Source organism: Allocoleopsis sp. (assembly GCF_036703385.1).
Classification (GTDB): domain Bacteria; phylum Cyanobacteriota; class Cyanobacteriia; order Cyanobacteriales; family Coleofasciculaceae; genus Allocoleopsis.
Genome location: NZ_DATNPA010000355.1, coordinates 1 through 16,023, shown reverse-complemented (window position 1 = coordinate 16,023; position 16,023 = coordinate 1). Strand labels below are relative to the sequence as shown.

Annotated in this window: 12 protein-coding genes; 7 read left to right on the top strand and 5 right to left on the bottom strand. The window is 47.7% G+C overall.

The features are described 5' to 3' along the window. A partial coding sequence (locus V6C93_RS17640) for an MGH1-like glycoside hydrolase domain-containing protein (protein WP_333477978.1) occupies positions 1–1,842 on the bottom strand: 1,842 nt, incomplete at its 3' end. A gap of 611 nt (positions 1,843–2,453) precedes the next feature. On the opposite strand from V6C93_RS17640, the gene V6C93_RS17635 reads away from it, so the two are divergent. Further along, complete coding sequence (locus V6C93_RS17635; protein WP_333477977.1) at positions 2,454–2,603, top strand: hypothetical protein; 150 nt, start codon at positions 2,454–2,456, stop codon at positions 2,601–2,603. A 158-nt stretch (positions 2,604–2,761) separates the two neighbouring features. Here V6C93_RS17635 and V6C93_RS17630 read toward each other — a convergent pair whose 3' ends face one another. Further along, positions 2,762–3,013, bottom strand: a complete 252-nt coding sequence (locus V6C93_RS17630) for a hypothetical protein (RefSeq protein WP_333477976.1) — start codon at positions 3,011–3,013, stop codon at positions 2,762–2,764. A 569-nt stretch (positions 3,014–3,582) separates the two neighbouring features. Next, positions 3,583–5,007 carry an amidohydrolase gene (locus tag V6C93_RS17625; RefSeq protein ID WP_333477975.1) on the bottom strand — a complete coding sequence of 475 codons (1,425 nt, stop codon included), beginning with the start codon at positions 5,005–5,007 and terminating at the stop codon, positions 3,583–3,585. 210 nt (positions 5,008–5,217) lie between these two features. Between V6C93_RS17625 and V6C93_RS17620 the strand changes: the two genes are divergently transcribed. From V6C93_RS17620 to V6C93_RS17600, 5 genes are all read left to right on the top strand, one after another. Further along, positions 5,218–6,006 carry an isochorismatase family cysteine hydrolase gene (locus tag V6C93_RS17620; protein ID WP_333477974.1) on the top strand — a complete coding sequence of 263 codons (789 nt, stop codon included), beginning with the start codon at positions 5,218–5,220 and terminating at the stop codon, positions 6,004–6,006. 193 nt (positions 6,007–6,199) lie between these two features. Continuing rightward, positions 6,200–6,655 carry a cupin domain-containing protein gene (locus V6C93_RS17615; RefSeq protein ID WP_333477973.1) on the top strand — a complete coding sequence of 152 codons (456 nt, stop codon included), beginning with the start codon at positions 6,200–6,202 and terminating at the stop codon, positions 6,653–6,655. Positions 6,656–7,076: 421 nt separating this feature from the next. Then, a complete protein-coding gene (locus V6C93_RS17610; protein WP_349262749.1) occupies positions 7,077–8,750 on the top strand; it encodes a CocE/NonD family hydrolase in 1,674 nt (557 codons plus the stop codon). Positions 8,751–8,833: 83 nt separating this feature from the next. Continuing rightward, positions 8,834–9,070 carry a helix-turn-helix transcriptional regulator gene (locus V6C93_RS17605; RefSeq protein WP_333477980.1) on the top strand — a complete coding sequence of 79 codons (237 nt, stop codon included), beginning with the start codon at positions 8,834–8,836 and terminating at the stop codon, positions 9,068–9,070. Positions 9,071–9,083: 13 nt separating this feature from the next. Then, a complete protein-coding gene (locus V6C93_RS17600) occupies positions 9,084–12,407 on the top strand; it encodes an ATP-binding protein (RefSeq protein WP_333477971.1) in 3,324 nt (1,107 codons plus the stop codon). Positions 12,408–12,536: 129 nt separating this feature from the next. On the opposite strand, the gene V6C93_RS17595 is transcribed toward V6C93_RS17600, so the two are convergent. Both V6C93_RS17595 and V6C93_RS17590 read right to left on the bottom strand, forming a co-directional pair. Further along, a complete protein-coding gene (locus V6C93_RS17595; protein WP_333477970.1) occupies positions 12,537–14,861 on the bottom strand; it encodes an ATP-dependent helicase in 2,325 nt (774 codons plus the stop codon). Between the two features lie 66 nt (positions 14,862–14,927). Beyond that, the gene (locus V6C93_RS17590; RefSeq protein ID WP_333477969.1) at positions 14,928–15,539 is read right to left on the bottom strand and encodes a hypothetical protein; all 612 of its coding nucleotides are present in this window, start codon (positions 15,537–15,539) and stop codon (positions 14,928–14,930) included. A 371-nt stretch (positions 15,540–15,910) separates the two neighbouring features. Here V6C93_RS17590 and V6C93_RS17585 point away from each other — a divergent pair. Then, positions 15,911–16,023: tetratricopeptide repeat protein (locus V6C93_RS17585; RefSeq protein WP_333477979.1), on the top strand; the 113-nt coding region annotated here is incomplete at its 3' end.

Sequence of the window (16,023 nt, the reverse complement as noted above, 5' to 3'; positions counted from 1 at the left end):
TTCGGCATCAAGATCGCCCATATGGTTCATGGCATTGGCGATATAGAGGAAATGTTCAAAAAACTTGGTGGCGATATCTTCATAAACCGAATTGCTTTTGGCAAGTTCCAGCGCGATCGCCAACATATTCAAGCAATACATACCCATCCAACTCGTGCCATCAGATTGGTTAATATACCCACCTGTTGGTAGTTCAGCACTGCGGTCAAACACACCAATATTATCTAATCCTAAAAATCCGCCCTGAAATACATTTTTACCTTCTACATCCTTTCGATTGACCCACCAAGTAAAATTAAGCAGTAATTTCTGAAACACCCGCTCTAAAAACTGGCGATCGCTCCGACCATACATTTTTTGTTCAATCTTATAAACACGCCAAGTTGCCCAGGCATGGACAGGTGGGTTTACATCACTAAAGTTCCACTCATACGCAGGAATCTGTCCATTGGGGTGCATATACCATTCCCGCGTTAAAACATCTAATTGATACTTGGCAAAATCGGGGTCAATCATGGCCAGGGGAATGGCATGAAAGGCTAAATCCCAAGCCGCAAACCAAGGATATTCCCATTTATCCGGCATGGAAAGAATGTCTTCGTTATTCAGATGAAACCACTCTGAATTTCTTCCATATTTTCGTTCCGCTGGCGGTGGCGGAGCGTTTGGATCGCTTTTCAACCAATCCTCAACAAAATAGTAATAGAACTGTTTACTCCAAAGCATTCCAGCAAATGCCTGACGCTGCACATTCCGCATATCCTCGCTGAGGGGGAAGGGAGAGATGCGCTGATAAAATTCATCAGCTTCATACTTTCGGGCAGAGAAAGTAGCATCAAACTCTTTGCCAAAGGGTTCTGCTAATTCAGGCGTATCACTTAAGCGTAACCGAACCGTTTCCGTCTCACCTGCCCCAACTGTTAGTAAGTAGTGAGCTGCTGCTTTGGTGCCAATATACTCTGGATTAACGGCCTCTTGACGACCCTGCACAATGTAGTCATTAATTCCATCTTTTAGATAAGGGGAATGATTAGGAATTCCAAATAACCGTTCAGTATTTGTGTCGTTTTCTGTAAATAAAAGTTCTGATACTCCTTCACAATATAGCCACCGTTTTCCTAAGCTGGGGTGAAAAGCTCCGATGAGGTTCAAGGAATGACTTGATTTAAGAGCTTGAAGCGTTGGTTTATTTCCGCCTTTATTCCAAGACCAAGTGTTACGAAACCATAGAGTGGGTAAAAGGTGCAGATTTTTTGCTTCTGGCCCCCGGTTAATAACTTTGATTTCAATTAAAATATCTTCCGCTGAATACTTGGCATATTCGATGAACACATCAAAGTAGCCATTTTCATTAAATACTCCCGTATCCAACAATTCAAATTCAGGCTCTCGGCGGTTTCGGTGTTGATTCTCCTCAATTAATTGGGAGTAAGGAAAGTTTTTTTGCGGATATTTGTAGAGAGCCTTCATGTAGGAGTGGGTTGGAGTATTGTCCAGATAAAAGTAATATTCCTTGACATCTTCCCCATGATTTCCTTCACTTCCTGTTAAACCGAATAGTCTCTCTTTGAGAATTGGATCTTCGCCATTCCAAAGCGCAACGGCAAAGCAGAGTCGCTGGTGGTTATCTGAAATTCCAGCAATGCCATCTTCGCCCCAGCGATAGGTACGAGAACGAGCTTGATCGTGAGTAAAGTAGTCCCAGGCGTTACCGTTGGCACTGTAGTCTTCTCGCACCGTTCCCCATTGGCGATCGCTCAAGTACGGCCCCCACCTGCGCCAGTGAGCTTTGTGAGAGAGGGCTTCTTTTAGGCGGATTTCTTCTTGGGTTGGGGTTGTCATGATGAGTGTTGTCCTGTTCTCTTAAAACGCACTGATCTGATTCATTGATTGACTATCTGGAGTATTCGTTTTGAATCCTAGATCGCGCTGAGACAGTAATTAAAAGTTGATGAGAGCGTGTCTCACTAGGTTTTTGAGTAGTGCACCTAGGCAGCAATAACTGACTCCTCAAAATCTCCCCATTACTTCGTCGAGGTAGTCACAAACTTCTGCCGCCCTGCACTAGGGGTAGCCTAGGAGTTGAGGGTGCATCATGTCAATCTATCAAAGGTCAACATCAGTGAGATGCGATCGCTAATTCACGCTTTGCCGTTAGTCACCATACTGAAATCTGCCTTAGGTGGAATGTCACTGACTTAAGGGAAAAGTGATCGTTTCTTGGGAAAAACCCAGATTGGGGGGAAACCCCCCAAACCCCCCACTGGGGGACGGAGTGCCTACCTAGAGACCCCCTGCACAAGAGTTGGTTGGTGAGAAGTTCTTAAGTCAGTGCCATTCGCCTTAGGTGAGTATCGTGCGATCGCTCCTTGGCCTGATTCCTAGCTCTCATCATTTACATAAGTTAACATAGGGTTATAACTCTCAATCTTTCAAGGCTCAAGATTATCACGATGGCTAATTCAGAAGAACGCAAACGGCAAATAATGGAGCATATCAGCAGAACGACAAAACTGCCTCAGCAGCTATCTGCAACCAATACAAATACAGAGGCAAGAAAACAGCAGATCATGGAGCATCTCAAGAGAAGCCTGAGTTCATAAAATTTCCGATTAACTTGGCCTAGATAGAGGGCTGACTTTTCATGTCATGCGGAAAAGTCTACGAAAAACCTTACCCCCTTCCCTTGAAGGGAAGGGGAAATATCAAAGCCTCTCTCCTTGTAGGAGAGAGGCTCTCTACATCCCGTGAAAAGTAGGATTCACGAGGTGATAGCAATAGACTGATTTGCTTTCACTGACATGCTCCCTTCCGAGCCGTCTGCTGGCGAAAAAGACAAATTTATGAAACTGTCTATTTTTTCATTCATCTCATACTCTTCAGTAGCGGACAAGATTCGATTTAACTCCCGCAGAATAAGTACGCCTAGGCCGAGCGCTACGACTAGAATTACTCCTGCCAGGATGGCAAAAGCTTCAAAAAAATACAGGCAAACAGAGAAAAATAAAGACATTGATTTTCCTTTCTTTTATGTGGTTGCTAAGAAATAGAGACTTTTGTGCTTAGCCTTAACTATCAAACAAATGAGAGTGTACTAATTGGATTTTGAAAGTAAAAGCGTAATGTTAGGGTGTGAAAAATTTGTGAATTTATTTAGATACTTTATCTATCTTTACCAAAGCCCAGCTGTTACAGCTGGGCTTATTGGTAAGAAAGGCGTTCCTTAACTTTCAAGTATTTCACAAAATTTTATATTGTCCTCTCTCATTGGTTAATCAATCTTCAGGTGGCTTTTTGTCCTCGATAGGATTTATATAGCCCAAGAAGGATTAATTTTATCCTCTGTTCGCTATAAGTTTCATGAGCTATGCTGACTGGCAGACTAACGTGGAATTTAACCAACCGCAGAGGTGCAGAGAATACTGAGGTAAGAGAAGGAGAGAGTGAGGGAGGGTGTTAGCGAGGAACGAGCGTCAGTATTGGGAGACAAAGAGTTCTCTTGAAAGAGGGGAGTAGGGAGTTGGGAATGGGGAAGCTGAAACAGTTGTCATTCTTGTTCTTTTAGTCAATACAACCATCGTACTAAGAATGAATCTTCGGAGTTTGTGGCGATAAGCCCATGACACTGCGATAATGAGCTTCAATTTCACTCAGTGTATGAGATTGGCGGTTTATACTCCATTGACTACGCTCAAACAATTCCTGTCTTAATGCATCCACATCAATCGTGAGTACGTTACCTTCTGCAACGACTTGCTTACCATTTACCCAAATACTATCAACGGTATTGGTAGGACGCCCCAGAATCAGCAAACCAATTGGATCGGTGCGCGGTAAGAGTGAGAGACTCTTCAGGTTATAAAGTACCAGATCCGCTTTCTTTCCCACACTCAGCGAACCGAGTTCATCCGCCATATTTAATCCCTGAGCACCCCCCAATGAGGCTATTTCCACTGACTGGCGAGGTGTAATCCAGTGGTGATAGTCGGTATCCGTGATGTTGTGCAGAATCGAACCCATCTTAATGGCTTCTAGCAAGTCCTGGGAATCATTGCTTGCTGCACCATCACAACCAAAGGCAACGTTAACTCCGGCCTGACGATATTTTAAGATGGGTGCAATGCCGCTCCCTAAACGGAGGTTACTTAAGGGATTGTGTACCACAGTCGATCGCATTTCTGCCAGAATTGCGATATCTGCATCACTCAACCAGACACAATGGGCTAAAGACGTGCGATCGCTCAAATATCCAATACGCTTCAGGTGTTCCAGCGCACTACAACCGTACTTTTCCTGAGCCAATTTCTGTTGCGCTTTCGTTTCCAGCAGGTGAGAATGACGACACAGATTGTAGCGATCGCTCAGTTCAATACAACCCTCAAACAACGCATCCGAACATAACTGAATTCCTGTGGGTGCCACCAGAATATTCACCCCGGCCTCTGGGTTGTGAAATCTCTCCACCACCTCCTGCATCAGTTCCAGTGTTGCTTCAGTAGAGCGGAGGTAAGTTTCATGTTCCCTCTCGATACCCCCATTAGGTATACCTTGGGTGAGGGATTCATCTTGAATCAGGGGGCCAATAAATGCACGGATGCCAATTTCCTGGTAAGCTCGAACCGCAGCCGCAATCGTTTCAAGTTCCTTACCCGGAATTAAAACCAAGTGATCAACAAGGCTAGTACCTCCAGAGAGCAGCGTTTCGACAGCAGTTCCCAAGGCACTCAGATAAACTTGCTCTGGTTCAAGGGGGGCAAAATCATAAAGTTCCGCAAGCCACAATTCCAGGGGAGTCGGGGGAATTATTCCCCGTTGCCACATCTCCGAGGAGTGGGTATGAGCATTAACGAAACCAGGGAGGAGGAGTTTGTTTTCACCATTGACGGCAGTACCCACAACTTCTAGATTGGGCTCAATAGCACGGATGTGATGGTCTATGATTTGCACATCTACGGTTGAATAGCTCTGCTCAACCGGAATTAATACATTTTGAATTGTGAAGCTCACTGATTAAACCCTTTATACCCATAGCTTTAATCAATATATCTCGCCTAAATTAACTGGATTAAATTTCTGGGAGCTATTTTTCCTTATGGCTTCGTTAATTTAACTCAATACAAAAACAGGACTCTTAAATAACGCTTAAGTTTAGCGTCTAAAAGATTTTTTGCAGCAAAATAGCTGTGGAATTAGAAGAACTTTCTTCGATAAAACAAGATGAACCGACCCCTCCGTACCTTGGGCGTGCTGCCGAATGCTTGGGCAGTGAATGAGGCGATCGCAGATATTACCCGCCCATCGCTTCCGCATCAGGTCATTACTTTGACCACAGAGAGCAAAACGTTGCGGATAGACCTAGCGAAAGCGGCGATTTTAGTTATTGATATGCAGAATGATTTCTGCCATCCAGAGGGCTGGTTGGCTCACATTGGCGTTGATGTAGCCCCTGCCCGGAAACCTATCGCTCCAATCAATACTTTACTACCCCAATTTCGAGCTGCCAAAGTTCCTGTGATTTGGGTTAATTGGGGGAATCGTCCGGACTTATTGAATATCAGCGCTGGACTGAGGCATGTTTATAACCCGACGGGCGTTGGTGTAGGACTGGGCGATCCGCTACCCAATAGAGGTGCTAAAGTTCTGACTTTGGGGAGTTGGGCTGCCGCCATTATCGATGAACTCGATCAGAACCCCAGCGATATCTATGTAGATAAATACCGAATGAGCGGCTTTTGGGATACTCCTCTAGATAGTATCCTACGCAACCTGGGCAAAACTACACTGTTCTTCGGAGGAGTCAACATTGATCAGTGTGTGATGGCAACTCTACAAGATGCCAACTTCCTGGGCTATGACTGCATTCTCGTCAAGGACTGTGCGGCAACCACCTCTCCTGAATATTGCCTACAAGCGACCCTTTACAACGTTAATCAGTGCTTTGGATTTGTTACAGATTCTCAAGCAATTCTCGAAGCTATGCAATTAGGAGACAAACGGCACAATTAAACTATAGACTAGCATTCAAATTTAGATTTTTCAGTGTAAACACACATTAATTTGAAGCAAAGCTGAAAAGGTTGAAGTTTACAGATTAACAAAGTATCCGGCTATTAACACACAATTCAACCTTCAACCTTATAACTTTCAACTCTCAACCCGATCACCCACCAACCATCACTAATTTCAGGAGTAAATTTCTATGAACTCCTCTCGTTGTATGATTCCCATTATCAAGTCTCCTAAAGACTATCAGGCTTATCGCATTAGTCCGCACGATACGAACCGTTTAGCCATTGTATTTGAGCCAGCAACGGCAGATGCCTCTTTAACGGTTTGTGTGGAGATTTTTGATGAGGGAGGCAAAACTCCGCCCAATCGCCATCAATTTGCAGTTGAAATGTTCTTCATCCTCAAGGGAGAAGGCTTAGCCATCTGTGACGGAAAAACGGTTCCGATTCAAGCGGGAGATAGTTTATTAGTACCACCCACTGGAATTCATGAACTGAGGAATACGGGTTCGGGTCGCTTATATGCGCTATGTATCATGGTGCCCAATGAAGACTTTGCTGAGTTGATTTGTAGTGGGACTCCTGTGGAATTGGATGAGGAGGATTTAAGAGTGCTGAACCGAACTGATGCTCTGGTACCTTGCTAAAGAATCCCTAAGGCGTGTTTCAAACTATTCGTGATTGCATTCATCCAGGAAGCTCCTCCTAAATTCCTCTTGGAAAGGAGGACTTTGATTTAATTCCCCCCCCTTAAAAAGCTACGGTGTACACACAAGTCCTCTGGTTTGTGTATCAGGGGATCTTGCCCCCTAAATCCCCCAATTCTGGGGGACTTTGAATTCCGGTTCCCCCCAGAATTGGGGGGCTAGGGGGGCAAAATGTTGCATTTTGAGGTTGAGCGGGAGATGTGTGTACACAGTAGCCTTAAAAAGGGGGGCTGGGGGGATCAAAGGGTTTGAAAATAGACCGTAATCCTTCAGTAGTTCATAAGATCTATCACTAGATTCCCCCTGAGTCTCCTGGATGTATTGGAAAATTCAAGGGGGAATTTGTTTGACTCATCACTCCATGTTGAACGTTAAGAAAGAAACAGCATCAATGCTGACGCGGGATAGCATTCGGTTAGATGCAGATATTTACCGTCCCGACGCTGAGGGTGAGTTTCCGGTACTGCTCATGCGGCAACCTTATGGAAGAGCGATCGCATCCACCGTCGTTTATGCTCATCCTATCTGGTACGCGGCTCACGGCTACATCGTTGTGGTTCAAGATGTGCGGGGACGTGGTACATCTTCAGGGAAATTCCAGCTATTTGTCCACGAGACGGAAGACGGCGAAGATACAGTCAACTGGGCAGCCGCGCTACCGGGTAGCACGGGACAGGTGGGAATGTATGGCTTTTCCTACCAGGGAATGACTCAGCTTTATGCCGCCGCTACCAAACCTCCCGCCCTCAAAACCATCTGCCCTGCGATGATTGGCTATGACTTATATACCGACTGGGTGTACGAGGGAGGGGCTTTCTGCCTACAAGCGAATCTGGGTTGGGCGGTGCAGCTTGCCGCAGAAACAGCTCGGATACAGGGTGATGCTGCGGCTCATGCCACTCTCTATGCGGCTGCTCAGAATCTACCCTTGTATGAGTCTGTTCCTCATTTAGATGAGTGCTTGAGAAAATTTGCACCGAGTGGGTTTTATTCCGAATGGATAGAACATGCAAAACCCGATGAATACTGGGAGCAAATTTCCCCCAAGCGCTACCTGCAAGCCGTTGACTTGCCGATGTTCCATATTGGCGGTTGGTTTGATATTTACCTGCGCGGTACTCTCCATTGCTACAAAGATTTTGCCGCCCGGAGTGATGATCGGCAACAGCTATTAGTTGGCCCTTGGACACATCTGCCTTGGAGTCGCAAAGTGGGTGCTGTGGACTTTGGTCTAGAAGCTGCAAATCCTATGGATAGTCTACAACTGCGGTGGTTTGATCAGTTCCTCAAAGGAATCGATACCGGACTCTTGGATGAACCGCCGGTTCGCCTATTTGAGATGGGCACTAATCAATGGCGCAACTTTGACAGTTGGCCTAAAGATATTCATAAAAAATATTTTTTGTCAAGTACTGGACTTGCCAGTATGCGGGAAGATTCAGGCACCTTAGTTCCAGATTCGATCCCCCCCTACCCCCCCTTAAAAAGGGGGGAATCCCAGACCCCAAGTGGCTTTGATGTGTTGGTTCATGACCCTTGGCGACCCGTCCCAGCGTTGGGGGGTCATGCCGTAGCGCCTTCAGGCTCATTTGAGCGATCGCATATCGATTGCCGTTCCGATGTCTTGACTTATACCACTCAACCCCTAGAGGAAGACTTGCATTTAGCAGGGGATGTAGCGGTTGAGATTTGGTGTACGGCAGATAAACCCAGTTATGATTTATGCGCCATCCTCTCTGAAGTGCGATCGAATGACAGCGTCTACAATCTAACCCAGGGTTACCTTCGGGTTGAGGCTGTTCAGAAAGCACCACAATGGGTTCAACTTCAGGCAACTTGCTTGAAAATCCCTAAAGGTCATGCATTGCGCCTGAGTTTAAGTGCGGCCTGTTTTCCTGCCTATCCGATGAATTCGGGTACAGGTTCACCCTTAGGGCGCGAACTCTTGATCGATGCTCAGATTGTGACGTTGACGGTGTTTTGTGGAAGCGATCGACCTTCACGGGTTTTGTTGCCTGTGGTTTCGCCATCTTAAGCATTTATGCCTTGTGAGGGAAGGATAATCGCTATACCAAATGTTATTGATGACGGATAGATGAAGGAAATGCGTTGGATTTTATGCCTGCGATCGACCAATCAGAGCGAGCAGCTCTTGTGCGTGAAACGCGACAACGCCTAGAACTCTCACAGGCTACTAAGTTTGCCGCGAAATTAGGAGTCTCATTTCCAAGCGTCAATCGTTGGGAGAACGGGCGAATGAAGTCCTTACTGATCGCGTTGAGGCAGATTGAGTACTTGCTGCATCAGATAGGCGATATGGGCCAAGATCGGCTCGCTAAATACTTTTCCGAGTGAGGACGGAGACTCGATGACTCATAGGCTCCACCCCTCTATCTTTGCAGCTCAGGATTTACCTCAAACTTGTCCCCAAGGAATCACTGAAGCCGATGTTCTCATAACAGCAGCACTGGCACGTCGTCCCGCACGACAACCCGATTTGGCGGCTGAGAACCACGCGCTTCGCACTCTCGCCCAACACCTAATGGACGAGCCGCAGTCCCTACTTAAAATTCTTGTTGGCATTGCGCTGAATCTCTGTAGAGCCGATACGGTTGGAGTCAGCTTACTCGAAACCGCACCAAACGGCGAATCGCTTTTTCGCTGGGTGGCGATCGCAGGTGTTCTAGAACAGTTTGAACAAACCACGACCCCAGCTAACTTTAGTCCTTGTGGCACGACCCTTTCTTATAATCAGCCTCAGCTATACAGCCATCCTGAGCGGTTTTTCACCTATCTATATCATCCGCAATTTCCGATTGTGGAAGGATTACTAATTCCGCTGTGCATTAATGAGCGCCCTTTAGGCACGTTGTGGATTGTGTCGCACGCTCAGGCTCGTCACTTTGATGCTGAGGATCGGCGCTTAATGATGAGTCTGGGAGACTTTACCGCTTCTGCCCTTCACAGTATGCAACAGTTGCAACAAAAGGCAGCAACGGCATTGCGTCAAAGCGAGGAGTTTAATCAGCAAATCCTGGATAGTAGCGAGGACTGCATCAAGGTATTGGACTTAGAGGGGCGAATTCTATTCATGAGTCGAGGGGGTCAAGCGCTGCTGGGCATTCAGGATATAATCCCCTTCCTCAATACGTCTTGGGTGGAATTTTGGCCAGAATCGGCTCGGCAAGCGGCAACTGAGGCAATTCACTGGGCAAGAGCAGGCGAAGTTTGTACCCTTCAAGGATATTGTCCGACGCTCTCCGGCGAACCGAAATGGTGGGATAACAAAATCAGCCCCATTCGAGGAGCAGATGGGCAAGTTGAACGATTGCTGTGTATCTCGCGGGACATCACCGCTCAGATGCGCCTCGAAGAGGAACGTAGACGTATCGAAAACGAGCGCAAGCAGGCAGAAGAGACCCTACAGCAAGCCCATAATGCGTTAAAGCAACAGGCAAATCAACTGGAGCAAGCCAATGAAATCTTGCAAAGCACTTTAGAAAAGCTTCAGGATACTCAAGATCAGCTAATTCAACAGAATGAAGATTTGGTAATTACCCGCGATCTAGCAGAAGAACAAAGACATCGTTATCAAGAACTGTTTAATTTTGCACCTGATGGTTATGTTGTAACCGATGCACAAGGAATTATTCAGGAGGCCAACCAGGCGATCGCAGCTTTAGTGGCAATTGAGCGACGCAAAATGATCGATACACCCCTAGCAACCTATATCTCCATACCAGAGCGGCGAGCCTTCCGAAACTTGCTTTCCGAGTTGCGTCACCAATCTGGGGTACACAAGCTGCAAACTGATGAACTGAGCCTGCAGCATCCAGGAAGGCATCCGGCTTCAGTTGCTCCGATACCCGTTGCAATCACGGGAACTGCCATCTGCAATGCTCTAGCACAAGTCGTTGGAATTCGTTGGCTCATTCAGGATATTAGCGATCGCAAACAAGCAGAAGCCCAACGCGAACAACTCCTGACCAACGAGCGACACTATGCTAACCAATTGCAGGGACTTACCCGCGCAGCACTAGCAATCAATTCGGCGCTTTCCGTTGAAGAAGTCTTAAATGTAATTACCGACCGAGCGGCTGTGATCGTTGGCACACATCAGTCTGTCACGAGCATGACAATTGACCAAAATTGGGCACAAGCGATCAACGCCATTCACCTGTCCGATAAGTACGCGGCTTGGCGAGACTACGATGCAAAACCAGACGGATCTGGTATCTACGCTTGCGTCTGTAACCTGAATCGCCCGATGCGGATGACCCAAGCCGAACTGGAGGCACATCCCCACTGGAAAGGCTTTGGCAAAGAGGTCGGTAAGCATCCACCCCCGCGAGGCTGGTTAGCTGCCCCCTTAGTGGGACGAGACGGACAGAACATGGGATTGATCCAGCTTTCAGACAAATACGAAGGAGATTTTACGGAAGCAGACGAATCAATCTTGGTGCAGCTTGCACAAATGGCCTCGGTTACGGTTGAAAATGCCCGACTCTACGAAGCCGAACAGCAAGCGCGAGCGGCAGCCGAAGCTGCACGGGAGGAAGCTCAAGCGGCTAATCGAGTAAAAGATGAATTCCTGGCAGTACTGTCTCATGAATTGCGATCGCCCCTCAATCCCATTCTCGGCTGGTCTAAGTTGCTCCAGAGCCGCAAGCTAGACGAAACGAAGACACTACAAGCTCTCTCCACAATCGAACGCAATGCGAAGTTGCAATCGGAACTGATTGAAGACCTCTTGGATGTGTCCCGGATTCTGCGTGGTAAACTGACGCTCAATGTGGCTCCCGTTAATCTTGCCTCCACGATTAGAGGGGCGATGGAAACGGTACAGCTGGCAGCAGAAGCCAAGTCAATCAAAGTAGAAGCAACGCTTGCACCGGATGTAGGGTTGGTTTCAGGCGACTCCACTCGGTTGCAGCAGGTGATGTGGAATCTTCTCTCCAATGCTGTTAAATTCACACCTGCAAAGGGACGGGTAAACGTCCGGCTGGAACGTCTTGACTCATATGCCCACATCACGGTTAGTGATACTGGGCAGGGAATTCCGCCTGACTTTCTTCCCTACGTGTTTGACTACTTCCGCCAAGCTAATGCTACAACCACACGAAAGTTTGGTGGCCTGGGATTGGGCTTAGCGATCGTGCGGCACTTAGTCGAACTGCATGGGGGTTCGGTTCGAGCTGAAAGTCTAGGAGAAGGGCAGGGAGCAACGTTTGTAGTCAGCCTTCCGCTGATGCCGACTCCCTTGAAAGCGAACCCGGATGAGCGATTACCCGATCAGTCGCTAGATCTGAATGGCATCAAAATTTTGGTAGTGGACGATGAAACCGATTCGCGGGAATTTGTGGCGTTTCTATTGCAACAGCAAGGGGCACAGGTGAGAGCCACCGCTTCAGCTCACGAAGCACTGCTGGTTTTGACTCAAACCAAGCCTGATGTCTTAGTGAGTGACATTGGGATGCCGGACATGGATGGCTATATGTTGATTCAACAGGTGAGAACATTAGCACCAGAACAAGGGGGGCAAATCCCGGCGATCGCCCTAACAGCTTATGCTGGGGAAACCAATCAGCAACAGGTGATTACCGCAGGTTTCCAAAAGCACATCTCTAAGCCAATTGAACCAGAGGTGTTGGTTCAAGCGATCGCTCACTTAGTTCGCCGTTCCTATCCCTAGATCGCCGATACAGTAATCCCCGAAACGACGATTTTTCGTAGGGGCAGCGCCTCCGCGAAAAGCCCCCAAGCCCAGGCGGGGCAACCACGGGGGGTTGCCCCTACCATTAATGACCCAACGCTCCAGTCATCAACTCAGCAGCGCCGACAGGGGAACCACCGATCGCGGAAACTGACTCTTTAACGCAGGCAACACAGGACAAGGCTTCTTCGACTGCAAGTTGTCCGACGCATGACCACTGAACGTATTCCACCGAAACGGCCCCTTATCGGCCGCAGACATCCACAGCAAGCGCTTGGCTCGTGTCATGGCGACATAAAGCAGACGGTACTCTTCCGCTGTCTTTAAGTGTCCCGCTTGGTCCCATGCCTCCATTGCCAGGGGTAACGGTTTGTTGTGAAGACTAGCGCGAATCTGGGCGCGGGCGACTTCAGCAAGGGTAAAGTCTCCCAAAAACTGAGCCGCCGTCGGTACCCAAGGACTACCGGGAAGCGTGTCTTCATGCAAAAACGGTAGGAAGACATAATCCCAATCCAGCCCCTTGGCTTTGTGCATTGTGATAATAGTGAGTTGTCCCGCACGTAGATAGCGAGAGTCGGCGTCTTCTGTTTCTATCGGTTCAAAGCGCTCTGAATTGACGATTTCACTAAGCGCTGCCAGTGTAGAATTCATGGAACTATTGCCATGAGTCTGTTTCGCAATCCGTTCGGTTAATTTATCTGCTGTTGCTAAGTCGGATTGGTCGTAGTTTAAGGTGAGGGCGAGGAAGGAAATCAGTTGATAGTGAGGGAGTTCCAGACGGGCGCGAAGCAGATTCGCGCAATATTTGCGAGCTTGCTTGACGGAGGGGGTCTGTTGGGGGTCGAGGGGGCCTGGGTACAGGAACTGTTCAGGGAAGGTGGCGAGGGCGTTGAGGTCTTGGGTGGGTATCAGTTGACGCTGTACGAGGACTTCTAGGGCGGCTTTGAGGTAGTCGGGGGAATGGGGGCGATCGAGGAATTGCAGGATGGCTAGGATTTCCGAGGGGACATGAGAATGGCGATCGCTACTGCCCACATCATAAACATCTATCCCATGCTGACGCTTGAGATAGTCTAGCTTTTGGGCAACAAAAGTGCCTTGACGATTCTCCCGCACTAATACGGCAGCGCGATGTGTGGGGTTTTGAGTGAATAACTCAACCACCCGCTCTCCAATGAGCTCAACCGTTTGGTAAATGTCGCGAGGTGTGTAAATTTCCAACCCTCGACCTACAGGGTTAGGATTAGCATCCGCTTGGGGGTCATCGGCATCGACAGGACGAATCATTTGGGGTCGAAAGGCTTGCTCGGCACCCGTCAGCTGAGAACGATTCACCCAGTTTAAGACATAGTTGGCGGCATCAATAATGATGCGGGTACTGCGACCGGCTTGATCCATCGTTGCCAGACGCTGGGTGGTTTGGCAAGCTTCGCAGAACTGATTGAAATAGACGGGGTCAGCTGGGGTAAAAGTGGAGTTAATGGCTTGATTGGGGTCACCCACTCGAATTAAATTCAGCGGTGCGTTTGGGTTATTGGGGTCAGCAGCAAGAGTTTCTAATAGTTTGAATTGCAGGGGGGTGGAATCCTGCGCTTCGTCTTCAAAAACGGCAAAGAATTGGTTTTGCCACAGCTTGCGAATGGCATCGTTTTCCAGCACGCGCAGTGCGGCGAGAATCATGTCGTCGTAGTCGATGAAGTTACGCGATCGCGAGACGTTCTGATATTGTTCGTATAAGCCTGCTGCGATCGCTAAAATCTCATAAGCATCCGGTGTCTGTTGGGATAGCCGCCACAAATCTTCTGGTAATAAACCAGAGCTTTTGGCTTCATGAATCACGATTTGGGCAATACTCGGCAGCACCTCAGTCCGCAGCACCGATTGTCGCCGCAACCGTTCCGTTTCTTCCCCATCAAACTGACGCCCCTCTAGCAGGATAGAATAACGGCGAGGGTTATTCGCAATCCACTGCTCCACACAAGCCCGAATTAGGCGGTGACTTTGATTCGGCGTCACCAAGGTTGCACTTTCTAGATTCAGTCCCGATAAGTCTGGATGACGGGTGGCAATGTTGAGTGCTAGACCGTGTAAGGTATAGACAAGAAAGCTATTTTGTGGTAAGCGAAGGTCTTTGAGATTTTCGCGAATTTTGCCTTTAATACTTGCAGCAGCGGAGCGAGTGAACGTGACAACGACGAGCTGACGCCTGCCGTGAAGTTGAAAACGTGCGATCGCAAATGCGGCAGCGACTGCCATCCCCGTAGACTTCCCCGCACCGGGTACAGCGGAAACGGCAAGTTGTCCCCCCTGCCAGTCTGTCATACTTTGTTGTCCGCGTCTTAAACTCTTGCGGAGGCGCTGCAATGTTTGCTCCCGCAATGCCGCTAGAGGCTGAGTCAGGGTTGTCTGGTTTTGGGGTTCATCCGGTCCCATCAGGCGTTGTCATCATTGCGACCTATCAGCTTCAGTTTAGCGTGGTATCGTTTCAGGCTATCGCACTCACTCTCCTTCTAAAATTCCCATTAGGATTCTGACTAAACTATCTAGATCATCAGGGACTTTAAACAAATTGATATCTTGAGTAATCTGTTGAGAGTTGCGATCGAGCTTACCAAAGCGCCAAACATCACCCATTGTTACTGCCCCATAAAACACATTTTGTTCCTCGATATGCGATAGAGCAATTAATTCGACAGCTAACTGGGTAAATCCTCTAGTGAGGTCATCGTTTTTAGCTTCAATAACTAGCAAATTGTTGGTTGCCCGCAAGAGATAATCAAGATTGCCTTTGAGCCAGTTGTTGACATTTAAAGGATACTCAATCCGCATTTGACATTGGCAATAACGAACTACCTCTAACATAACTGGAGATACCAGTGTCTCTCTTCTTGCTGTCTCATTACTCAAACTGATAAAGGGTAAGATATCTTCTATTCTTTGCTTGAGTTCGGGCAGTCGGTCTAGCTGCTGAGTTGTTTTAGGTAGAGATAACTCGGCTCTTTCGAGTGAATAATTAAACTCAGCTAAAATGTCATCGGCTTCATAGGGTAACTCGAAGTAAGACTGAAAGGTGTAAGATTGACCTTCTTGCAGGATTTTGATTTTAGGCATAGCGCGTTCATCGTTGCTCCTGTTCTTAGGAGGTAAATCCCTTTGATTGGGAGCAGGAATTTACGACTCATTATAGATTGGCTTATCGTTACGTTGGCTTGAAGGAGCGATCGCTCCCTCTAAGGAAGGACGTGAGTAATGGGAGGCGCGATCGCACTCTGCCGCAGCAACCGCTATTTCTGTAGACTATCCCGCACCTGCTTGCTGTCTGCTTCAGGAGTAAAGGTTAAAGCTAAGGACAACCAAAGTAATAGGAATGCAGAAAGACTCCTCACAAGTGACTGTGGGAAAAAGTAACATCTTTTGGGTAACTAGATACAGGAAAATATATTAACAGTTCCACCAGACCAGAAGATTTTTTACCGAGATAAATCTATCGAGGTGATATCCGTTATGGCCTAGGTGAATATCAGCGATCAGTTGAGGATTACAACCAGGCGATTCGTCTCAATCCCAATTATGCTAATGCCTACTACAACCGAGG